Source organism: Virgibacillus sp. GM2-2, assembly GCF_055329585.1.
In genome coordinates this window covers 76,800-98,131 of the sequence record NZ_JBUZWC010000001.1, presented here as the reverse complement: position 1 = coordinate 98,131, position 21,332 = coordinate 76,800, and the positions used below count along the sequence as shown (strand labels likewise).

20 protein-coding genes are annotated in these 21,332 nt (G+C 38.4%); 11 read left to right on the top strand and 9 right to left on the bottom strand.

What is annotated here, in order from left to right; all coding sequences use genetic code 11:
* Nucleotides 1–18: 18 nt before the first annotated feature.
* Entirely contained in the window at nt 19–936 is a 918-nt protein-coding gene (locus ACY9Z2_RS00430) for an ROK family protein (RefSeq protein WP_463607620.1), read from the top strand.
* Between the two features lie 99 nt (nt 937–1,035).
* Here ACY9Z2_RS00430 and ACY9Z2_RS00425 read toward each other — a convergent pair whose 3' ends face one another.
* Nucleotides 1,036–2,316 (bottom strand): serine hydrolase, encoded by a 1,281-nt coding sequence (locus ACY9Z2_RS00425; protein ID WP_463607619.1) that lies wholly within the window; start codon nt 2,314–2,316, stop codon nt 1,036–1,038.
* Nucleotides 2,317–2,614: 298 nt separating this feature from the next.
* Here ACY9Z2_RS00425 and yhfZ point away from each other — a divergent pair, with 298 nt between their 5' ends.
* The 9 genes from yhfZ (at nt 2,615) to ACY9Z2_RS00380 (ending at nt 10,970) form a co-directional block, all read left to right on the top strand.
* Nucleotides 2,615–3,547, top strand: coding sequence for a GntR family transcriptional regulator YhfZ (yhfZ, locus tag ACY9Z2_RS00420; RefSeq protein WP_463607618.1), 933 nt, complete (start codon nt 2,615–2,617; stop codon nt 3,545–3,547).
* A gap of 11 nt (nt 3,548–3,558) precedes the next feature.
* Nucleotides 3,559–3,939, top strand: coding sequence for a PRD domain-containing protein (locus tag ACY9Z2_RS00415; protein WP_463607617.1), 381 nt, complete (start codon nt 3,559–3,561; stop codon nt 3,937–3,939).
* Nucleotides 3,936–4,295, top strand: coding sequence for a DUF2620 domain-containing protein (locus ACY9Z2_RS00410; protein ID WP_463607616.1), 360 nt, complete (start codon nt 3,936–3,938; stop codon nt 4,293–4,295). The genes ACY9Z2_RS00415 and ACY9Z2_RS00410 overlap by 4 nt, the downstream gene beginning before the upstream one ends.
* Nucleotides 4,296–4,316: 21 nt before the next feature.
* Nucleotides 4,317–5,609 carry a YhfT family protein gene (locus tag ACY9Z2_RS00405; protein WP_463607615.1) on the top strand — a complete coding sequence of 431 codons (1,293 nt, stop codon included), beginning with the start codon at nt 4,317–4,319 and terminating at the stop codon, nt 5,607–5,609.
* Nucleotides 5,610–5,621: 12 nt separating this feature from the next.
* A complete protein-coding gene (locus tag ACY9Z2_RS00400) occupies nt 5,622–6,533 on the top strand; it encodes a phosphotriesterase family protein (protein ID WP_463607614.1) in 912 nt (303 codons plus the stop codon).
* A 5-nt stretch (nt 6,534–6,538) separates the two neighbouring features.
* Complete coding sequence (locus ACY9Z2_RS00395; protein ID WP_463607613.1) at nt 6,539–7,663, top strand: aminotransferase class V-fold PLP-dependent enzyme; 1,125 nt, start codon at nt 6,539–6,541, stop codon at nt 7,661–7,663.
* A 336-nt stretch (nt 7,664–7,999) separates the two neighbouring features.
* Nucleotides 8,000–9,157 (top strand): YhfX family PLP-dependent enzyme, encoded by a 1,158-nt coding sequence (locus ACY9Z2_RS00390; protein ID WP_463607612.1) that lies wholly within the window; start codon nt 8,000–8,002, stop codon nt 9,155–9,157.
* A 13-nt stretch (nt 9,158–9,170) separates the two neighbouring features.
* A complete protein-coding gene (locus ACY9Z2_RS00385; RefSeq protein ID WP_463608263.1) occupies nt 9,171–10,358 on the top strand; it encodes a phosphopentomutase in 1,188 nt (395 codons plus the stop codon).
* A gap of 240 nt (nt 10,359–10,598) precedes the next feature.
* Nucleotides 10,599–10,970: a hypothetical protein gene (locus tag ACY9Z2_RS00380; protein ID WP_463607611.1), complete on the top strand. Its 372-nt coding sequence runs from the start codon at nt 10,599–10,601 to the stop codon at nt 10,968–10,970.
* 38 nt (nt 10,971–11,008) lie between these two features.
* Here the strand turns inward: ACY9Z2_RS00380 and panD are convergent, their stop codons facing one another.
* Entirely contained in the window at nt 11,009–11,401 is a 393-nt protein-coding gene (gene panD / locus ACY9Z2_RS00375; RefSeq protein WP_463607610.1) for an aspartate 1-decarboxylase, read from the bottom strand.
* A gap of 203 nt (nt 11,402–11,604) precedes the next feature.
* On the opposite strand from panD, the gene ACY9Z2_RS00370 reads away from it, so the two are divergent.
* Nucleotides 11,605–12,408: an alpha/beta fold hydrolase gene (locus tag ACY9Z2_RS00370; protein WP_463607609.1), complete on the top strand. Its 804-nt coding sequence runs from the start codon at nt 11,605–11,607 to the stop codon at nt 12,406–12,408.
* A gap of 139 nt (nt 12,409–12,547) precedes the next feature.
* Here the strand turns inward: ACY9Z2_RS00370 and ACY9Z2_RS00365 are convergent, their stop codons facing one another.
* The 7 genes from ACY9Z2_RS00365 to ACY9Z2_RS00335 form a co-directional block, all read right to left on the bottom strand.
* Complete coding sequence (locus tag ACY9Z2_RS00365) at nt 12,548–13,003, bottom strand: SRPBCC family protein (protein WP_463607608.1); 456 nt, start codon at nt 13,001–13,003, stop codon at nt 12,548–12,550.
* 404 nt (nt 13,004–13,407) lie between these two features.
* On the bottom strand, nt 13,408–14,937 hold the full coding sequence (locus ACY9Z2_RS00360; RefSeq protein WP_463607607.1) for a solute symporter family protein: 1,530 nt from the start codon (nt 14,935–14,937) through the stop codon (nt 13,408–13,410).
* The gene (locus tag ACY9Z2_RS00355) at nt 14,937–15,290 is read right to left on the bottom strand and encodes a DUF485 domain-containing protein (RefSeq protein ID WP_463607606.1); all 354 of its coding nucleotides are present in this window, start codon (nt 15,288–15,290) and stop codon (nt 14,937–14,939) included. The genes ACY9Z2_RS00360 and ACY9Z2_RS00355 overlap by 1 nt, the downstream gene beginning before the upstream one ends.
* Nucleotides 15,291–15,355: 65 nt before the next feature.
* Nucleotides 15,356–17,083 carry an acetate--CoA ligase gene (gene acsA / locus ACY9Z2_RS00350; protein WP_463607605.1) on the bottom strand — a complete coding sequence of 576 codons (1,728 nt, stop codon included), beginning with the start codon at nt 17,081–17,083 and terminating at the stop codon, nt 15,356–15,358.
* 164 nt (nt 17,084–17,247) lie between these two features.
* Complete coding sequence (locus ACY9Z2_RS00345; protein WP_463607604.1) at nt 17,248–18,006, bottom strand: LytR/AlgR family response regulator transcription factor; 759 nt, start codon at nt 18,004–18,006, stop codon at nt 17,248–17,250.
* A gap of 12 nt (nt 18,007–18,018) precedes the next feature.
* Nucleotides 18,019–19,758, bottom strand: a complete 1,740-nt coding sequence (locus ACY9Z2_RS00340) for a LytS/YhcK type 5TM receptor domain-containing protein (RefSeq protein ID WP_463607603.1) — start codon at nt 19,756–19,758, stop codon at nt 18,019–18,021.
* On the bottom strand, nt 19,755–21,299 hold the full coding sequence (locus tag ACY9Z2_RS00335; RefSeq protein ID WP_463607602.1) for a solute symporter family protein: 1,545 nt from the start codon (nt 21,297–21,299) through the stop codon (nt 19,755–19,757). The genes ACY9Z2_RS00340 and ACY9Z2_RS00335 overlap by 4 nt, the downstream gene beginning before the upstream one ends.
* Between the last annotated feature and the right edge of the window lie 33 nt (nt 21,300–21,332).

Here is a 21,332-nt window from a genome sequence, read left to right as displayed (position 1 = left end):
TGAGTGGAGGAAAAATAAATGAACTATGCGGTTGGCGTTGATATAGGGGGAACAAAGATTGCAATTGCAGTTGTAAATCAGAATGGGGAAATTGTAAGTGAATCTACTATTCCAACTGATCTATCTATTTCTCCAGAAGAAATGATAGCAAGTATATGTAAGGAAATAAAGAAAGTGATAAGGGATGGCGAAATTGGTGATGACGCAATAATCGGAATTGGTATTGGGGCACCTGGTCCATTGGATAGCGAGCGTGGAATCGTTCTATCACCACCCAATCTTTCAAATTGGAAAAATGTCCCGATACAGCAATTAGTTGAACAATCATTTTCCGTACCTGTTCGTTTAGAAAATGATGCAGATGTAGCGGCACTTGGAGAAAGATGGATTGGTGCAGCTAACGGATGTGATAATTTTGTTTACATTACAGTTGGCACAGGAATTGGGGCAGGAGTTTTTATTAACGGAAAGCTGTTTAGAGGTGTAAGCGGAAATGCCGGAGAAATCGGTCACACTGTAGTCGATCCTTCTTTTGGAAAATGTACGTGCGGTCAATACGGTTGCTTGGGTTTAATAGCATCTGGTAAAGCAATTGAAAAACGTGGTAAAGAGATTATTGGGAAGGATGTATCTGTAAAACAAGTATTTGCTCTTTATGAAGATGGCCATTCTGAAATAGTAGATATGGTGAACCATGTGTTTCAAGTCCTAGGAATCGCCTGTGTCTCCGTAATCAATACATTTGATCCGAGCAAAATTGTAATTGGTGGAGGTGTATCTATGGTAGGTGACTCCCTCTTTCAGTCACTATCAACCTATGTCGGTACTAACGCATTAAATCTAGCAGGCAGACGAACGGAAATCACTCCAGCTCAATTAGGTGAGAAAGTCGGAGTTGTTGGAGCCGCGGGGTTATTTATGGATATTATATATTAAGATAGGAATGTGATTGCTGTGATTGTTATTGGTATTAAAAAGTGGACAAGGTGCCTCATATGGCACCTTGAATATTGATAAAGTCAGTAATCTAGTTGCCTATCTATTCATAGATTGGTATACAATATCGGCTATATCTGCAGATAAACTACCTGTACTATAATACGAGCCACTCTCTAGTTGACCGTTGTTTTGTTTATTCGTTAGGACAATGATTTGTAGGTTGTATTCGGGATCAACTATTACTTGTGTTCCAGTAAAGCCTGTATGACCAAAAGCTTGGTTTGAGTGAAAATCTCCCATGTACCATGATTTATTCAATTCCCATCCATAACCTTGGCCGTATCGCTGTGGTTGTGTAAATGTATCGATTACTTCTGGATCAAACAATTTAACTTTTCCGTAGCTACCTCCATTTAGCATAGTCTGACCGATAATGGCCAAATCACGTGCAGTTGAAAATAGCCCAGCATGACCTGCGACACCGTTATTCGCATAAAAACTATTCCCGTCGCTGACCTCTCCGATTATTGTGTAATCTCTCCATCCTTTAAACATATCTGGATCCTCTTCCACATAGTATCCGAAATTTGGGTCATCAATCATTTTATATTCAAATGGATTACCCCAAGAAGTGGCAGCAATTCTCTTTTTCAAATCTGCTGGTGGTGTGAACATGGTATCCTTCATTTTCAATGGTTCATAGATGTTTTCCTCTAAATAGTCATCTAATCGCTGATCGGTTACTTTTTCAATTATGAAGCCCAATGTCATAAAGCTGAAATCACTATAACGACGATCTGTCCCGGTTTCGTATTCTAATGGAAGTTTATTGATGTAATCTAAGACCTCAGATGAGTTACTAGCGTACAAGTAGGTTGGTTCCCATGGTGTTAGTCCGGAAGTATGTGTCAACAAATCTGCAATGGTCACTTCTTCTTTACCGTTTTGAGCAAATTCGGGGATATATTTTATTACTTTATCGTTAACTGAAATCTTGCCTTCACTGACTAGCTTCATTATTCCTTGGGTAGTTCCCATAACCTTAGTGACTGAGGCTAAATCAAAGATTGTCTTAGCCTTCATTTTTCGTGGATGATCTAGTAGCTGCCCCATGTCATATTTATACGCGTAACCATATGCGCTCTCTTTTATTATTTTGTTATCTTTGGCAACTAGGACGACTGCTCCAGGGGTAATTCCTTTTGTTATAGCTTCCGATACTACCTTATCAATCTCAGCTAATTTTTCCTTATCCATTCCGACTGCTTCAGGGCTACCGTGACTGAGTTTAACTTTGGCAAAAACAGTACTTGTTGCTAGGAAAGTCATGCCAAAAGTCAAGCACACTACTAACATAATAGAAAATAGCTTCTTCATCCTTTTTTCCTCCTCTTAGTTTAGCGTTGTTACCTGAGGTCAGACACCAACCTTTCTGCAAAATAATGTAATAAAATTCAGAAGTATATAATAACTATTAATATACAATATAATGTATATTGTTTTTTATCTCAATGCGACTTATTGAGGATATTTTCGACTATATCCGACAAATGGATAGATTTAGAGATAGTAAAATGTTAATTACTTATAAATATTCAGAAAAGACTTGTCAAATTTTGTTGAAAGCACTATACTTTCAATATACTGAATACTGTATATTAAGAAGGAGTCAATTATGAGTAGAATATGGAACAGTTTATTTTCAAAAAATGGATTAGCGGCAAAAGAGATTGCAATGAAATTAGTTCATATAAACGAAGGGGAGCGAATACCTAGAGTAGATGATTTAGTAGAGGAACTATCGTTAGGTCGTGGAACAGTTCAAGGTGCGTTGAAGGTGCTTGAAAATCTACATGCTGTAAAGCTTGAGTCAAAAGGGCACTTAGGTACATTTCTAAGCTATAAGGATATTCCAGTATTAAAAGAAATTGCTGGTATTGGAGCATTAATGGGTGCAATGCCGTTACCGTATTCTACCCAGTATGAAGGATTAGCAACTGCACTCATGGAGACATCAGAAAATATGATTAATCGTATTAATTTAGCATATATGCGAGGTTCAAAAAATAGATTGGAAGCTCTAAAGTCCCGTAGATACGATTTTATCATTATGTCACAGTTGGCGGCAGAAGAAGAGATACAAACGGATGATAATTTAGTAATTGCTCAAAATTTTGGACCTAAGACGTATGTTTCAGCCCATCAAATATTTTTTTCTGACCCAGATAACCACTACATAAAAGATGGGATGCGCGTTGGAATTGACCATACGTCCATTGATCAATCTAAAATTACACTTTTAGAGTGTGAAGGTAAAGATGTGGAGTTAGTACCGGTCAATTATATGCAACTTTTTGATTATTTACTGAATGGAACATTGGATGCCGCTGTCTGGAATTCGGACGAAAATAGGGCGAAGCGTGCATTTAAGGTAGGTGATTTTTATTCGGAGGAAGCAAAAAGAATTGCGGAGAAGGCATCAACTGCAGTAATCGTAATTGAAAAAGATCGAATAGAAGAATTAGAGCAGATATCCCAATTTGATAAGGGGAAAATTGTGTCCATTCAACAGCTTGTGGTAGATAAAAAGAAGCTGCCACATTACTAGGAGGATAATGTATGAATAGTCGTGAGCTTGAAAGCAGACTTCAAATTTTATTGGAGCAACAGGTAATTACGCTTCATGCGTCTAATGTCACAAAACTTGCATTTGAGAAGCTGTTAAATGATTTAGTTGTTAAGGAAGTGGAACAAGCTGAAATGCTGTTCACGCATTTGCCTACTGCCCTATCACGTATAGAAACGGGTGACACAGTGGAAGCTCCTGCACCGGAAATCATGCGAGAAATAATCGATTCTCCCCGCTTTCCTATTGCAAAGGAACAAGTAGCTTATGTGGAATGGAAATGGGGAGAAGCGTTACCATGTGAGGAAAAAGAGTATTTATATATGCATTACACGAATGTTATTAATCTATCTCTTGGAGGGGATAACAAATGAAAATTGTCATTGGTGGACAGGTAGAGAAAAAAGAAATGCAAGCGTTACTTCATGAAATCGATCCATCGTTAGAAACGGTTATTAAATCAGACATTGATGCAGCTATGGCTATTAAAACAGGGCAGGCAGATTATTATCTTGGGGCTTGCCATACTGGTGGCGGGGGAGCACTTGCGATGGCGATTGCGCTCATTGGAAGAGATCAATGTGAAACGGTTTCAATGCCGGGTAAAAAACCAGTCGAAGAGAAGGTGATAGAAGCAGTAAAGAATGGGAAAAAGGCTTTTGGTTTTACGGGTGATCACATGGAAACAGCAGTGCCAATGATAGTTCGTGCAATTGAAAGTAATAAGTAAGTAAACGGAGGGGGATTACGGATGGAGTTAGTATTTGTTGTTTTAATAGGGGCAGTAGCAGCAGTGTTAGCTAATTTAAATATTGCGGTTTTTAACGATGGATTACGGCCAATAGTTGGGGAGCATATTGAAGGAAGATTAAAGCGTAGAGAATTAGGTATAACTGCATTTGCGATGAGCTTTGGACTAGTAGTTGGTTTTGGGATTCCATTTACCATTACAGCCAGTATTATATTAATTCACAGTATTTTATTAGGTACAGATATTATTGGTTTGATAGCACCAAAGAATAAGTGGGGTACGCCTGTTGCAGCCGTTGTAGGTGGCTTATATGGTTGGGGGTTGCTTGCTGGACTTGAAGGCTTTGTAAAATTATTCGAGTACTTACCAGTTAATTTCTTAGAACCAATGGGAGCGGTTGGTACACCAGTTGTTGTTACCTTCATGGCGTTTCCAGCATTAGCTGTTGCCATGCAGTTTAGTATTAAAAAAGGTGTTTTAACATTTATCGTAGCTGCACTTGTAAGGCAACTAGCTGTTTTTGTAAATGAAAGCGGTTTTATAAACATTGGTGGAAATGTAGTTAGTCTTAACCAAGAAGGTATGGCGTTGATAGCAGGAATGATATTTCTATTCGGATATGCAATGAAGGAAAAGGCAGAAGATGGTGCATCTGTTGATTTGGCTTCCATCTTTAGTGAAAAAGTAAAATCAATTAGAAAAAACGTAGCATTCTTTATGTTAATTGGTGCATTAATTGCAGGTGCTACCAATCTACTATTAATGGCTGGGGATCCTATTTCTTTAAGTTTACTAGCAGAAGGTAAACAAACAGATGCTGGTATTGCTGCGGCAGCTCGTGCAATCGGATTTATCCCTTTAATTGCTAGTACGGCTATTGCAACTGGTGTGTATAGTCCAGTTGGTTTTACACTCATTTTCGTTGTTGGTTTATTTTCACCAAATGTTTGGATTGCAGTAATCATCGGAGCAATCGTTATCTTTTTAGAGGTATTGCTATTAAGTTCCATTGCAAGATTCCTAGATAAGTATCCAGGGGTTAGAAATTCAGGTGAAAATATTCGAAGTGCAATGACTAGATTACTAGAAGTAGCATTGCTAATTGGTGGTGCGAACGCATCGAACGCAATCGCGCCAGGATTTGGTTTCTTCTTTATTGCTGGATTCTACTTATTAAACGAGGTTGCAGGTCGTCCAATTGTACGAATGGCAGTAGGTCCAGTAGGGGCTATTGCGGTTGGAATCATTGCAAATATTTTAGTAGCGTTAGGAATCATGACTATACCACAATAGGAGTTGAGTTTTTTGATACAAACTGTTACAGGAAAAATAGCCAAAGAAGAATTCGGAATATGTGCAGCACATGAACATCTATCAATAGATTTATCACGTGTAAAAAATGATCCTGATACAATTTTAGACGATGAACATGGTGTGACGGCAGAATTGTATCATTTTCATCGTGCAGGTGGGCGCTCCTTGGTTGAGTTAACGAACGACGGAATGGGTAGAGATGTGAAGCGCTTAAAACGGTTAAGTGAAACAACGGATATTCATATAGTAACGTGCACAGGTTTTTATAAAGATCCGTTTATTCCTGCGTTTGCTACAGGATGGGATCAGGATCGATTTGCGGAACATTTTATAAAAGAAATTACACACGGGATCGAAAATACGGATGTTTTTCCTGGAGTCATTGGTGAGGTCGGAACGAGTGTTAACGAAATAAAGCCAATTGAAAAACAGTTAATCTTAGGGGCGGGCAAGGCTGCGGTGGAAACAGGATTACCTGTTTCCACCCATACATCGCTCGGAACGCTTGGAAGTAAACAGGTAGAGATGCTCTTTGGACTTGGATTATCGAAGGATCAAATTATTATCGGGCATCAGGATTTAAATCCAAATAAGGATGAGGTATTAGATGTTCTCCAATCAGGTGTATATATTGGATTCGATACAATTGGTAAAAATAACTATCGTCCAGATGAGGAGCGGTTAGACTTTTTAGTAGACTTTATCGAGCGAGGATTCCATAAGCAGATTTTGCTTTCAGCTGATCTAACGAGAAAATCGCATTGGAAAAAACATGGGGGTCCTGGTTATGATCTAGTTTTACGTGATTTTATTCCTAAATTGGAGAACCGTGGTATCTCAAAAGAAGTTATTACAGATTTACTTGTTCATAATCCAGCAAACGCATTTTCTATAAAGGGGTAATAGTAATGGTTTACGATGCAGCAAAATTGAAATACGCTGATTCCGTGCTTCCGAGCTTATCAGTAGAGGAAGCGAAAGAACTTCAATTTAAATTAGTACGAAGCATGAGTAAGCATTTTACTGGAGATCAATTTTTATCGATGGGGGATTTAGGTGTTGCACCTCGATATAAAAAGCCAGAACAAACAGAACGAGTGGAGCGTGCGCTAGCCGAATTTTTTGATGTTGAAAAAGCGGCATTAGTTCGAGGAGCGGGGACGGGTGCAATACGGATTATATTAAGTGCACTGCTTTATGCTGGAGATTCGATGTTTATTCATACCGCCCCCGTCTACACTACTACAAAAGAAACGATAAGAATTCTTGGTATTCATACGGAAGCGATTGATTATAATGACTTGGATTCCGTTGAGAAAGCAGTAATGGAAAATCGTTCATGTAAGATTTTTTACATTCAGCATGCAAGACAACAGCCTTTTGATTCGTATAATTTGAAAGCATTAATACAAACGGTAAAACAGGTTCGTCCAGAATTACCAATAGTAGTTGATGATAATTATTGTGCTATGAAAACCCATGGTATTGGTGTTGAATATGGTGCTGATTATTCAACATTCTCAGGGTTTAAGGTTCTTGGTCCAGAAGGTATTGGTGTTATAGTAGGAAAAGAAAGTGCTATTAATCAAATTCACGAGCGCAATTATTCTGGTGGGGGACAGGTTCAAGGCTACGAGGCAATGGAATTACTTCGAATGATGACATTTGCCCCAGTTTCACTAGCGATTCAAAATGAGCAGGTTGAGGAAGTTTGTAGACGTCTAAATGAAGGTGTGATTGGTGGAATCGAAGCTGCTTACATGACGAATGCACAATCAAAAAATGTCATTGTAGAACTTAAAGAACCTATCGCACAGGAAGTCATTAAACGAAGTAACGGCCTTGGAGCTGCAACACATCCAGTTGGTGCGGAATCAAAATATGAAATTGTACCGATGATTTACCGTGTATCAGGTAGTTTTATTGAAGCGCAGCCTCGACTGAAGGAATACGGGCTTCGGATTAATCCAATGAAATCAGGTGCCTCCACGGTAATAGAGATTTTAGATAGAGCGATTCATTTGAAAATGTAATGCACAAAGGCACTGCGGGAAAATAGGAGCATGTCAAGGGATGATGTCAGTAAGCGGACTCAGAATACCTTATTTTACTAAAATCACCTCTTTTTGAGCACTAATCGGACACAGGATACCTTATTTAGTAAAAAAGACTGAATTTCACTCTATTCTTACCTAAATAAGGTATCCTGAGTCCTCTTAACCCATAAAATAGGCGTTAAAAGTAAAAATAAGTGCTTGTGTGTCCGTTATTGATTGAGTATTTGCCTAGACGCCATATTTACTTCTATTGCAACGTCAAAGAGCAATAATTTATACGAACAGAGCCTAAAGAAATAGGAGGATGCTTCCATGTTTTTGGATGTAACAAAACGTAGAAATCCAGGGCTAATACATGCTGGTGTCTCACTACATCAAATGGGGGAAATTCCTCCAAACACCTATGTAATCGATGTTGATAGTTTGCGAGCAAATACCAAGAAGCTTGTTACGGTGGCCAATGATCATAACGTAGAATTATATTTTATGAGTAAACAGCTTGGGCGTTTTCCTGAAATTGCAACTATTATTGCGGAAAGTGGTATAAAAAAAGCGGTTGCGGTTGATTTTGACGAAGGAAAAATATTAGCAGAACACGGTATGCAAATTGGTAACATCGGACATCTAGTACAACCTGGAAAACATCAATGGGAAGAAGTTCTAAGCTGGAAGCCTGAAGTAGTAACCATCTTTTCGTACGAACGAGCAAAACAACTATCCGACGTGGCTATTAAATTAGGTGTTAAACAAGATATTTTACTGAAAGTTGTTGGAAAGAATGACAGTATTTATGAAGGTCAAGAGGGTGGGGTGCCACTGGATGAGCTTTCACAAGTTATTGATTTAATGCAGGATTTAGCTGGTGTAACAATAGTTGGTGTAACTTCTTTTCCAAATTTGCTTTTGGCAGATAATTGCGAGCAGATGATTCCAACAAATAACTTAGCCACCTTACTTACAGCGAAGAAAGTACTGCTAGATAAAGGGATAGATGTTAAGCAAGTAAATGGTCCCAGTGGAACGAGTTGTAAAACTATTCCATTTTTGGCTGAACAAGGAGTAACGCACGGTGAGCCTGGACACGGACTAACAGGAACTACTCCTTTACATGCTTATAAAGACTTGGATGAAAAACCGGCGATTATTTATGTAACAGAAGTGTCTCATAAGTCCGAAGAAAATTATCATGTAATAGCAGGCGGTTTTTATGGTCGCTCAAATATGAATGGTTGTTTTGTGGGGCGCAACGAGAAGACTCTCGATCAATATGTAGATGTTAAAAAGCCTAGTCCAGAAACGATTGACTATTATGGGGCAATAGAAATCCCTACTGATTTTTCCATTGAAATTGGAGATACAGCGATACTTGCATTTCGAACGCAAATTTTTGTAACCCGCGCGCATGTTGCATTGGTTGAGGGTATTCAGTCAGGAAATCCAAGACTTATTCATTTAGAAAGGAAGTGGTGACGTCTTGGCAAAAATGACCTTGGTCGTCATTGATAGTTTTGGAATTGGGGCGATGGAAGATTGTGAAGCTTTCATTTCCTCGGATTGCAACGCAAATACGTATAAGCATATTCGGGATAAAAAGAAAGGTGCTTTGAAGACTCCTTTTATGTATGAATTAGGCTTAGGAATGCTAGTAGATGGCGGACCGGAACCGCAGAATGCGTTCGGCTATTCAAAACTGGCTCATCATGGAGCAGATACGTATCTGGGCCATCAAGAAATAGCTGGTAGTTGTCCGAAAAAATCGACTAAACGATTGATGAAGGACATTCATTTGCAATTGAAAGTAGCCCTTGAAACAGCTGGATATGCAGTGAAGTACCCTTTCGACTATTGTTCTGTGTTAGTAGTTGATGACGGGGTAGTTGTTGGGGATAATTTGGAGTCAGCGTATGGAAATATTATTAATGTCACAGCTGATTTGAACAAAATGCCTTTTTCTGAAGTGAAGCAAATTGGAAAGGTAATCCGTGAAAATGTTGATACCACTAGGGTTATAGCATTTGGTGGACCACATACCTCAATTGAACATATTTTAGCTTGCGTAAAAGAAAAAAATCCGGATCAATGGGGGGTAGACACTCCGAAAGCAAATGTTTATGGAGATGGATATGAAGTTTTTCATATGGGATATGGTGTTGATATTGATAACCAATTTCCGATGATTGCAGCAAGACATGGATTGAAAGTATACCGTTTAGGTAAAACGGCAGACGTTATCCATGGAGAAGGGCCAGCAAATCCCATTGTGAACACAACTGAATTGTTAGAAGAAGTAAATAATGCATATACACAGGAAACTGGAGATGCAGCTTTTTTAGTTAATATACAAGAAACCGACTTAGCCGGACATTCTGAGGATGTTGACTGGTACTGTGATTTGTTAAATGAAACAGATAAATGGTTGCAGGAGTTTGTTCCAAGAATGGCAGCAGAAGATGTATTAATTATTATGGCTGATCACGGGAATGATCCCACTATAGGACATTCTAATCACACGCGTGAATACGTTCCCATTATGATTGTGGGAGAGAAAGTGAAAGCAGCTAATATTGGTCTGCGGGAGACAATGGCTGATGTGGGCGCCACATTTAGTGACTTTTTTGGAATACCGAAAACGGCTGAAGGGGAAAGTTTTCTTAGGGAGATAATGGACTGAGAATGACAAGGAATTGGAGTGATATCCAGTTCCTTTTTTTGTTTCAATCTGGGTGAATTGGAAAATAATAAAAAAGTTCTCTTTTACTACAAAAATTATTTTTTTACAAGTTACGGGTTACATATCAGCCTCAAGCATTTTACAATCAATTTTCGAATGAAAATGGCTTTTTATAGTTTGGACTATCTTTGTGTTTTGTATTATATTAATAGAAAAGATAGCTACAGGAGTGTGAATAGAATGGAAAGTAACGGCATTTTAACTGAAATATTGAACCAACAAAAAGTACTTTTTAATCGGTTTAATGAAGTGGAAGAAATAAATGAAAAACGATTTGAAAAAATAGATACCCGTTTCAATGAAATAGAAGAAAAAAATGAAGCACGTTTCAATGAAATGGAAGAAAGCACTAATAAGCGTTTTACAACACTAGACGATAAGGTTGATTTACTTACCTTACAAATGAAGACCGCATTTAATACGCTAACAGAAAAAATAGATGTAATGGATGAAAAACTTAATAATAATATTGTTTCTAGACATGAAATTGACTTCATAACACAAAAGGTACATTCGTTGGAAAAAGATGTTTTCAAGCTTAAAAATCAATAAAAATCCAACTGAAGATACCAGTTGGATTTCATTGTTTATTAGGATTTCACACCTGTTGGCCAATGTAGATCATGTTCTTCTACATTCGTAATCTCATTTTTATCATCTACAAATACTACTCTTGGTTTTAAGTCTTCAATTTCTTCGTCCGTCATAAGTCCCATACTTAAGATAATGACGATATCTCCAGGTGAAAATAAATGTGCTGGAGGTCCATTTAAGCAAATTCTACCCGATCCTTCTGGTGCAGGTATTGCATATGTTTTCCAACGAGTTGCGTTCTTTAAGCTTGTAATTTGCACCATTTCGTATGGTTTAATATTTGCTTCTTCCATTAATTTGGAATCGATTGTTATACTACCGACATAGTCTAGTTCTGCTTCTGTGACTGTTGCACGGTGGATTTTCCCCTTACACATTAAACGTTGCATGTAAATCCTCCCTCAAAATTGACTTTCTTTTGTAAAGTATAAAGAAAATATTCAGTGAAAACAAAGATGACGCTTTGGCGCAAAAATTCTTCACGATAGTCATCCTATTATTTCTCATCGTAAATTATGTCTAAATTAGAATATAGTTTAGGTAAGAGCAATATAATCAATACGATAATTTAAATAGTTAAAGGAGCGATAGCATGCCATTTGTCGAATTAGATCGCGAGACAAAGCTTTACTACGAGGATGTAGGTGAAGGGCAACCAGTTATTTTTGTTCACGGAGTGATGATGAGTAGCAAGTTTTTTCATAAACAAGTTCCATATTTTAGTGGAAAATATCGAACAATTACATTGGATTTGCGCGGTCATGGTCAGTCGTCTAAGGTTGATTGTGGTCATACAGTTGCACAATACGCCAGAGATTTAAAGCAGTTTATTGAAAAACTTGAAGTGAAGGATGTTATTTTAGTTGGTTGGTCAATGGGGGCATTCGTGTTATGGGATTACGTGAATCAATTTAGTACGGAAAATATTAAAGCGATCACGGTTGTTGACCAATCTCTATCAGATTATATCTGGCCAGGTTGGGCGTTTGGGGCGTTTGATTTTGATGCCATAAAAGGTGTGATGCAGGCAATTCAAGAGGATCAACATGGCTTTAATAGCGAATTTATATATGGAATGTTTAAGGAAAAGCCTGATCCAAAAGAGCATGAATGGATATTGACGGAAATGAATCGACTTTCGGCAGCGGTGGAAAGCACCATTGTTTTTAATCAGACGGCCGTGGATTATCGGGATACAGTCGGAAATGTCGATGTCCCCACCTTAATTTGTTTTGGAACGGTAGGATTTTTTCCAATTGAAGCAGGAGAATATATTCAAAGAAGGATTGCTGGTTCGAAGCTGGTTGCATTTGAAAATAGTAGTCATTTGTTGTTTCTGGAAGAAACGGAGAAGTTTAATCGTGTGTTGGATCAATTTTTTATGGAATTGGAATGACAAACGCTACATCGGATTAATAAAGGGTATTTCGAAGCAAATTTCATCAGAGTTTTTAAATGAAAAGCCATTATTTCAGTGTGAATATATGTACTGAAATAATGGCTTTTTGTGTACTATCAATTAAAGTTTAACGATTTTATACGGTTACAGCTTCCTGTTCGTTTATCTTCGCAACAACAGATTCAGTAAGCTCTTTTGTTGTTTTGGGAACGATCGTTTTTAAAACTGGGTTGATCATTGGTCCCATCATGCCTTTTGCATTGATGTCCATATATCCTATAATTTTCGTTTTCTTTTTGTTGAGGGAAACTGCCTCGAAATAGCCATCACCTTTAAAGTTTTCATTTAATCCAGTCAGTTTAAAGGTCACGAGTGTAGGCTTTTTCCATTCGATAATGTCAATTTGTAAGTGGACCGTTTTTTGAATCAGCCCTACATCTCCTTTGAATTTCCATGTGGATTGTCTGTCATTCACGATATGATGCGCTATATAGCCAGGAACGAGGGGAGCCCAGTTGTTCATATCGCTTACAAATGACCAGACTTTTTCAATCGGAAGGTTTAATGCTTGTTGATGAATCCCATGCGGCATGATGATATCCTCCTTGATGTTTGGTAACTGTGTAGTTTATGTGGAAATAGTGTGTTTTAGAACAAGATTCTGCTGTCAATTGTGTGAATTTTGAGGCTGGGGCAAAATTAAATTTATTAAAGAGAATCCGAAAAATAATATAAAATGGTGTAAAGAAACGCTCCGGAAATATACTTCGCTTTCCGCGGGTGGCTGTTGAGCCTCCTCGTGCTTTCGCACTCCAGGGTCTCACCGATGCCTTTCCTCCCGCAGGACAAGGAAAGCTTCCCTGAAAAAGCATCGCACGCAGAAAAAGCGATTTTCTTTTTCAAGGAGTCTACGTATATTTCCGGAGCTAATTTAGAGCATTGTTCGTCATTTCAATTGGTAGGAGTAGTTATGCCCCAACCTCAAGGTTTCATTAATTATTCTTGATAACCTGTATTTGCTTTTACTTTGACTTTAGCGTATCGTTTTGCATCTTTTTCTTTAGTTAATACTGTTCCAAGGTAGCCTCCTAAAAATCCGAGAGGCACGGAAACCAATGCTGGATTGGCAAGTGGAAAAATTGGGTCTCCGACAAATAATGCAGCACCTTCAACTGGCGAGAATACGCTTGGACTTAGGGATACAAGAATTAATGCTGAGAACAGACCTGTTAGCATTGCAGCAACAGCACCACTTGTATTGAATTTTTTCCAGTAAACTGTGTAAAGGATAACTGGTAGGTTAGCACTTGCCGCAATACAAAAGGCAAGTGACACAAGGAATGCCACGTTTAAATATTGGGCAAATAAAGCTAGAATAATCGCTAAAACAGATACAGCTAAAGAAGCGTAACGAGCTGCTAGCATTTGCTGTTTATCTGTCGCTTTTCCTTTTTTAATAATTTGTCCGTATAAGTCATGGGCAAATGCTGATGCACCTGATAATACAAGTCCTGCAACTACGGCAAGAATTGTAGCAAATGCTACTGCAGAAATAAAGGCGAATAGAATTTCTCCACCGATTGCTTGAGCAAGTAATGGTGCGGCCATGTTTCCGCCTGGATTTGCTGCTAGAATATTAGTTTCCCCTACGAAGGCTGCCGCTCCGAATCCTAGGAACAATGTAAGTACATAAAAGATACCGATGACCCATGTCGCTGTAATAACAGAGCTTCTTGCTGATTTTGCATCTTTAACAGTGAAAAAGCGCATCAGTATGTGCGGAAGCCCAGCTGTTCCGAGTACTAAGGCAACCATTAGAGATATGGTTCCAAGTGGTTCAGTGTACTTCAGTCCCGGTTTTAAATAATCTGCCCCATGGCTTGTAACCGATTTTACCTCATTAAACATGTATAAAATATCAAAATCAAATTTTAGTAGAACTAGGAACGAAATGATAATCATACCCGCCATTAATAGGACTGCTTTTACGATTTGGACCCAGCTAGTTGCAATCATTCCACCAAATAATACGTAAATGGTCATCATCACACCAACAATTAACACCGCGATCCAATAAGGGATATCGAATAATAGCTGGATTAAGGCTCCTGCACCTACTAACTGTGCAATCATGTAAAACAGGACGATCGTTATTGTACTAAGTGCAGCAGCTCCACGAACTTTTGTAGCGTCAAAGCGTGCTTTTAGCATATCTGCAAGTGTATATTTTCCGAGGTTTCGTAATGGTTCTGCAACTAAAAATAGTACAACAAGATATGCAATAAGGAATCCGATACTGTAAAAGAATCCATCAAATCCATATAAAGCAATTGCCCCGGCAATACCTAGAAAGGAGGCTGCTGATAAATAATCTCCAGCAATTGCGACACCATTTTGCCAGCCTTTTAATCCTCCACCAGCTGTATAAAAGTCACCGGTCGTTTGTGTATGCTTAGCAGCAAAGTATGTGATAAAAAGCGTCAAAATAACGATAGCTAGAAAAAGAACGACAACCGTTGTATTCATTAATTTTTTCCTCCTTTGTCAAGCTGTTCTTCAATGATTTCGTCTGCTTGTTTATCAAAGGTAGCAGCTTTTCTCACATACATAGTGCATAACACCCAAGTCATCACAAATTGTGAAAATGCAAATATCCATACCCATGATATATCACCGATAACTGGTGTATTAAGAAACGTCGTGTAGGAAGTTAATATTGGTAGTAAAAAATAAAATACTAGAAAAAATATGGTTAACGGTATGATAAATTTCTTTCTGTCAGCCATCAATTTTTTAAACTTTGGACTTTGCTCTACTTTTTCATAATCAATCTGATTGTTAACTTGATTGTCTAATTTATTTGCACTAAGGTTGCTCATGAAAAACCTCCTCGTAATATTTTTTAATAGTAAAGGTTCCAGATTTTCACTTAAGCCTTCATTATTTAATCTTCCATTGTTGAAAGGTCTCCCGTTGGTAGTCCAAGATCCCATGCTTTTAAAACGCGTCGCATTATTTTACCGCTTCGTGTTTTCGGTAGCGAATCTCGTATTTCTAACTCTCGTGGTGCAACATGCGCAGCCAAGCCTTCTTTTACAAATTGACGAAGTTCTTCTTCTAAATTTCCACTTTGTGAATAGCCATCTTTAAGCGAAACGAACGCTTTAATAATTTCTCCTCGTACAGGATCTGGCTTACCTATAACTGCTGCTTCAGCAACTGCTGGATGTTCGACTAGCTTACTTTCAACTTCAAACGGTCCAACGCGTTCACCTGAAGTTTGGATAACGTCATCATCACGACCCTCAAACCAGAAGTAGCCCTCTTCGTCTTTCGAAGCTAAATCGCCTGATTCATACCAGTCTTCAAAAGGGAAGTATTGCTTAAACCGTTCCTCGTTTTTCCATACAGTTCGAAGCATAGATGGCCACCCTGCTTTAATACATAATTTACCCATTTTTCCAGGTGGAAGCTCATTACCGGTTTCATCTAAAATAGCTGCTTCAATACCTGGGAAAGGTTTACCCATTGACCCTGGTTTTAGTGTCATGGAAGGGTAATTGGAAATAATAATGCCACCTGTTTCTGTCATCCACCAATGATCATGTATCCGTTGATTGTATACTTTCATTCCCCAATGAACTACTTCAGCGTTCAATGGTTCACCAACACTTAAAACGTGCCGTAACGAACTTAAATCAAATTGTTTTGTTGCCTTATCACCAATCGCCATGAGCCTACGAAAAGCGGTGGGGGCACTTAGCCAGACGGTAACCTGGTATTCTTCAATTGTTCCGTACCAATCTTTTGGAGTGAATCGCCCACCACGAATGAGGTTTGATGCACCGTTTAACCATGGTCCAAAAATCCCATAAGACGTGCCAGTTACCCAGCCGGGGTCGGCAGTACACCAATACACATCATCATCCTTCAAATCCAACACCCATTTTGCCGTTTGATAGTGTTGTATCATGGCGTTGTGTACGTGCAGAATTCCTTTTGGTTTTCCAGTTGACCCAGACGTATAGTGCAAGATCATTCCATCTTCACGATCAACCCATTCCACATCCAATTTTTTTGATGCGTTATGCATTTCTTGTTCGTAATGATAAAAAGCAGTAGTAGAATCATCGTCAGGAGCGTCTACATTATCGACTAAAATAATATGTTCTAAATGGGGAAGCTCATTATAAGGAACACGTGGTAGTAGTTCAGTTGTTGTAATAAGAACAGATGCGTCACTGTTCTCTAAACGATCACGAACTGCCTGTTCCATAAATGCCTCAAATAATGGCCCTGCAATTGCACCGATTTTTAATATCCCGATCATACTAATATATAGCTCTGGTGATCTTGGCAAAAATAAAAAGACACGTTCTCCTTTTTTAACTCCAATTTTTCGTAAAACATTACCAAATTGATTGGATAGTAATTTCATGTCCTGGAATGTATACTTTTCATCGCGGTCTCGATCACTATAGTAGAGAGCGACTTTATTTTTTCTCCATGTTTCTGCGTGTCGGTCAATCGCTTCATGAGCCATATTGACCTTTCCAGTTTCATCCCAAGAAAACGTTTTTTCAACATCTTCCCATCTAAACGTAGCACGGGCTTCATCGTAGTTTGGCATATTTGCCTGCCCCTTTAATGGAGCAATTGCATTACTCAACATTATTCCCCCTCAAATGAATGATTGTGCACTGCGCACAAAGAGTGCACCGATTAGTAATTGAAAGCGCTTACTAGATAGTATAATAATAGCTTCATCATCTGAGGACGAATTTGGTTCAATTGTAGTTATTAATGTTTGAATTGAATGAATTTATTCATAAGTGGTTAATTTTTGAATAATTCCAGAAGAACTTTTCTTGCTGCTCGGCTTACCGGCAATGTTGTATGATCATTGTCTTGTAAGGTTACATTACATGTTCCGTTGAACCATGGCGTAATTTCTCGTACATAATTTAAGTTCACTAAATAACTTCGATGTGTACGAAAAAATGATTGTCCTTTTAATTTGTCTTCCAATTCATGTAGTGTCATTCTGCTTTCTATTACTTCTTCCTTCGTATGTATTTCCAGCATTCGCTTTACAGGGACTGCATAATAGATAGACTCAGGGGAAAGGACTACCATTCGATCGCCATCATCAACAAGGAGTTTTGATGATGGTGATTGCGCTTGTAATTGAAGATTGCGACTCAACTTACTATCAATATGAGCTAATTGCTTTCGCACACGCTTCATCGTTTTCTGAAATCGTGCATCATCATACGGTTTTAACAGGTAGTCCACTGCATCAATTTCAAACGCATCTAATGCATATTCATCATAAGCGGTTGTGAAAACGAAAAGGGGAGGCTGGATGTAGGCTGCTTCTATTATTCGTTTGGCGGCATCCACACCAGACATCCCCGGCATTTGAACATCCAGGAAAATAACGTCAGGTTCATGTTCCAAATAGAGTTTTACTAATTGATCACCTGTTTCGGCATTAGTATATGTAATGATATCTTGTTCCTTTTGTAATAAATGGATTAACTCTTCTCGTGCCAATTGTTCGTCTTCCGCAATCATAACGTGAATATTTTTCATTAAAATTACCTCCTACTCGTTATATGGAATAGTAAAATATACCTCACTTCCAATGGAAGGCAGGTTACGAATGTGCAAACGTGCGGACTCTCCAAGCAGACTAATTAAACGTTGATTAACGTTATACAAACCAGCACCACTGTCATCATTATCTTTTAATAACTCATGACCAAGGCGGTCGATAAGTTCATCAGGGAATCCAGTTCCATTATCACGAACGGTTATCCGAATAGATTGATTGTATCTTTTTAAAATTACGTGTATCATTCCACCGCTTGTTACGTTTTCTAAACCATGCTGAACACTATTTTCAACAAGTGGCTGAATTGTTGAGGGGGGAATATATACCTTCGAAATTCCCTCGTCTTCCGAGAAGTCAATTTTTAATCGACTTGAAAAACGAGCTTGAATAATATCAATATACGCTTTAACGTGCTGACATTCTTTTTCTAAATGAACGAGTGATGAAGAAACAAGACCAATATTAAACCGCATATAGTGAGCTAACTGAACCGTAATATGACGCGCTTTTTCCGGATCTTTTCGAAACAAGGCCGCAATTATATGGAGCGTGTTAAAGAGAAAGTGCGGATTGATTTGAGCTTGTAAATTCCGTAATTCCGTATCACGGATATGTGTTTTTAATTTTTCAGAGGCAATTGTATTCAATTGATTTGAAATCAACTGCCCTAGTCCTTGTGCCAGCATTAACTCTACCGGTCGTATATGTTGTGCTTTCTTAAAGTAAAATTTAATAATTCCTGTTACATTATTCGCATCCATAATTGGAATCATAATCGCAGCTTCTAATGGACAGTGGTCGTTTTTGCATTGTATTTCTGACTTGGAATAGGCTACCTGCATTTGTTTCGTATCAATCGCTTGAAGTGATAAAGAAGTGGTAATCGGATCTCCTTCTCGATGATGATCTGCTCCCAACCCTTTATGTGCCAAAACCTCCTGGTTGTTTGTTACGGAAACAGCTGCCAACCTCAATCGATCGTATAGCAAATTAGTTATTCCCATCGCCATTTCACGTGAGGAATCTTTTTTTAGAAAAGGTAGTGCTTCCTCCGCAATGGTTAATGCTTGTTTTGTTGCGGATGCCGCCATATTTTCTTGTTCCCGTAATACAATTCCGATCATTGCAGTAAAGATCGCAATGGCAATACTATTCGACAACACGAGTGGTAATCCAATGGTATTAACAATGCTGATCATGATGTCAGGTCGTGGAGCAAATATTAGCAACATGTGCATTAATAATACAGGTGGAAAAACCCCAATAAATAATGCCTTCATCGGTGAAATTACGCGTTCATTTGAAAAAAAACGTGCGGTTAATCCTGCGAGTAGTCCTGTAAGTGGATTAACCAAGGTATTAGCAATGACACCAATTCCTCCAAGATAAAAAAGATGGGCACCGGCAATGATACCTGCACCTAATCCAACCACTGGTCCTCCTAATAATCCGGCGATGACAATAGCAACAAGGCTTGAACTCACTATCAATTGATCTTCCTGTACTGTCCAAATAAAGTCATGGATAATGGCGGAATTTCCTTCGATAACTACTCCAGTGATTGTGCCAGCGATTCCAAAAAGACCAAACATACAGGCATGAACAAGGGACATTTTCATATTAAATTCTCGGTAGAGTAGTGATCGAAAGCCAGGAATGCGTGTAAGTACGAAAGCAAGTACTAATAATAATCCAAGCCGTTCAAATAAAATAATGGTTAAATCTTTCATTTTGGCAGCCTCCTCGTATCAATTCCTGTCTGTGCTTTGATGTAAAACTGCCTAAATTCTGTGTAAGATTGTGGTTTATCTGATGAAATGATTGACCCGAGATAAGCAGCAATAAATCCAACAGGGATTGCTACGATGCCCGGATTATACAATGGAAAAATCGGTTCCCGTGTAATCCAACCACCATCTGGATTCATTATGTGAGGTCCTAGTAATAATAGTATTAGTGAAGCTATCAATCCACTTATCATCCCAATGATTGCTCCTGTTTGCGTGAAGCGTTTCCAGTAGATTGTTAGCAACAAAACAGGAAGGTTACTAGAAGCAGCAACAATGAATGTTAAAGAAACAAGAAATGTTACATTGATATTTTCCAAGCCAAGTGCAAATAAAGTGGAAACGAGCCCTACGGTGAACGCAGTCCATTGTGCAGCACGAAGCTGTTTTTTTTCGGTAGTTTGTCCTTTTTTTATAATGTGATAATAAATGTCATGTGAAAATGCAGTGGTCGCTGATATGACTAAACCGGCAACAACTGCAACGATTGTTGTAAAAGAAATAGCTGCAATGAACGCCATCAAAAAATCTCCGCCAAGCTTGGCCGCTAACAATGGTGCAGCCAAATTTCCTGTCGGATCTAGTGCTATCAGCTGGTCAAACCCAATCAATGCTACCGTACCAAGTCCTAGAACAAGCGTTATGATATAGAAAATACCGATAATCCAACTTGCGGTGAAAAGTGATTTGCGCACTTCTTTTGTATTACGAACGGTAAAAAAACGTATTAAAATATGTGGTAATCCAGCTGTTCCAAGTATTAAGGCGAGGTGAAGGGATAGCGTTTCAATTGGGTTACCAAATAAATTTCCAGGGAGAAAAAAGTCTTCGCCCAAAGGAGTACCGAGCTTAACCTGTGCAACCAATTCAGAGAGGCTCCAGTCAAAACGAGAAAATACAATTAACGAAAGTAGAAAGGTTCCGGACAATAGAACAACAGTTTTCACAATTTGAACCCATGATGTGGCATACATTCCTCCGAATACAACGTATACTGTCATAAGACTCCCGATTATTAATACAGAGGTAGAATAATTTATATCTAATAGCAACCGGATTAATAATCCTGCTGCTACTAACTGAGGAATCATATATAAAATAGAAATAATAAATGCTCCAATGGCCATTAACAATCGTATTCTATTGCTTGGAAAGCGGGAACATACAACATCCCCTAAGGAGTATTTACCTAAATGATGAACCGGCTCAGCTATAAAAAACAAGACAATTAAGTAGGATACTAAAAAGCCAATCGCATATAAGAATCCATCATAGCCATTGATTGCAATTGTTCCGACAATACCTAAAAAGGAAGCGGCACTTATGTAATCCCCAGCAATAGCCATCCCGTTTTGTATTCCCGTTAAACTGCCAGCGGCGATGTAATATTGGTTGGTTGTTTTACTCTGTTTTGCTGCCCAGTATGTAATAATTAATGTACATATAATGATGCATAGGAAAAATAAAAAATAAGTAAGGTTCACAGTTTCACCTTCATTTTGAAGTTATAGAAAATT

What these genes read in the sequence shown, in the direction of transcription:
- ACY9Z2_RS00430 (WP_463607620.1), top strand. Translation starts at nt 19, where the DNA reads ATGAACTATGCGGTTGGCGTTGATATAGGGGGAACAAAGATTGCAATT.
- ACY9Z2_RS00425 (WP_463607619.1), bottom strand. Translation starts at nt 2,316, where the DNA reads ATGAAGAAGCTATTTTCTATTATGTTAGTAGTGTGCTTGACTTTTGGC.
- yhfZ (WP_463607618.1), top strand. Translation starts at nt 2,615, where the DNA reads ATGAGTAGAATATGGAACAGTTTATTTTCAAAAAATGGATTAGCGGCA.
- ACY9Z2_RS00415 (WP_463607617.1), top strand. Translation starts at nt 3,559, where the DNA reads ATGAATAGTCGTGAGCTTGAAAGCAGACTTCAAATTTTATTGGAGCAA.
- ACY9Z2_RS00410 (WP_463607616.1), top strand. Translation starts at nt 3,936, where the DNA reads ATGAAAATTGTCATTGGTGGACAGGTAGAGAAAAAAGAAATGCAAGCG.
- ACY9Z2_RS00405 (WP_463607615.1), top strand. Translation starts at nt 4,317, where the DNA reads ATGGAGTTAGTATTTGTTGTTTTAATAGGGGCAGTAGCAGCAGTGTTA.
- ACY9Z2_RS00395 (WP_463607613.1), top strand. Translation starts at nt 6,539, where the DNA reads ATGGTTTACGATGCAGCAAAATTGAAATACGCTGATTCCGTGCTTCCG.
- ACY9Z2_RS00390 (WP_463607612.1), top strand. Translation starts at nt 8,000, where the DNA reads ATGTTTTTGGATGTAACAAAACGTAGAAATCCAGGGCTAATACATGCT.
- ACY9Z2_RS00385 (WP_463608263.1), top strand. Translation starts at nt 9,171, where the DNA reads ATGACCTTGGTCGTCATTGATAGTTTTGGAATTGGGGCGATGGAAGAT.
- ACY9Z2_RS00380 (WP_463607611.1), top strand. Translation starts at nt 10,599, where the DNA reads ATGGAAAGTAACGGCATTTTAACTGAAATATTGAACCAACAAAAAGTA.
- panD (WP_463607610.1), bottom strand. Translation starts at nt 11,401, where the DNA reads ATGCAACGTTTAATGTGTAAGGGGAAAATCCACCGTGCAACAGTCACA.
- ACY9Z2_RS00370 (WP_463607609.1), top strand. Translation starts at nt 11,605, where the DNA reads ATGCCATTTGTCGAATTAGATCGCGAGACAAAGCTTTACTACGAGGAT.
- ACY9Z2_RS00365 (WP_463607608.1), bottom strand. Translation starts at nt 13,003, where the DNA reads ATGCCGCATGGGATTCATCAACAAGCATTAAACCTTCCGATTGAAAAA.
- ACY9Z2_RS00360 (WP_463607607.1), bottom strand. Translation starts at nt 14,937, where the DNA reads ATGAATACAACGGTTGTCGTTCTTTTTCTAGCTATCGTTATTTTGACG.
- ACY9Z2_RS00355 (WP_463607606.1), bottom strand. Translation starts at nt 15,290, where the DNA reads ATGAGCAACCTTAGTGCAAATAAATTAGACAATCAAGTTAACAATCAG.
- acsA (WP_463607605.1), bottom strand. Translation starts at nt 17,083, where the DNA reads ATGTTGAGTAATGCAATTGCTCCATTAAAGGGGCAGGCAAATATGCCA.
- ACY9Z2_RS00345 (WP_463607604.1), bottom strand. Translation starts at nt 18,006, where the DNA reads ATGAAAAATATTCACGTTATGATTGCGGAAGACGAACAATTGGCACGA.
- ACY9Z2_RS00340 (WP_463607603.1), bottom strand. Translation starts at nt 19,758, where the DNA reads ATGAAAGATTTAACCATTATTTTATTTGAACGGCTTGGATTATTATTA.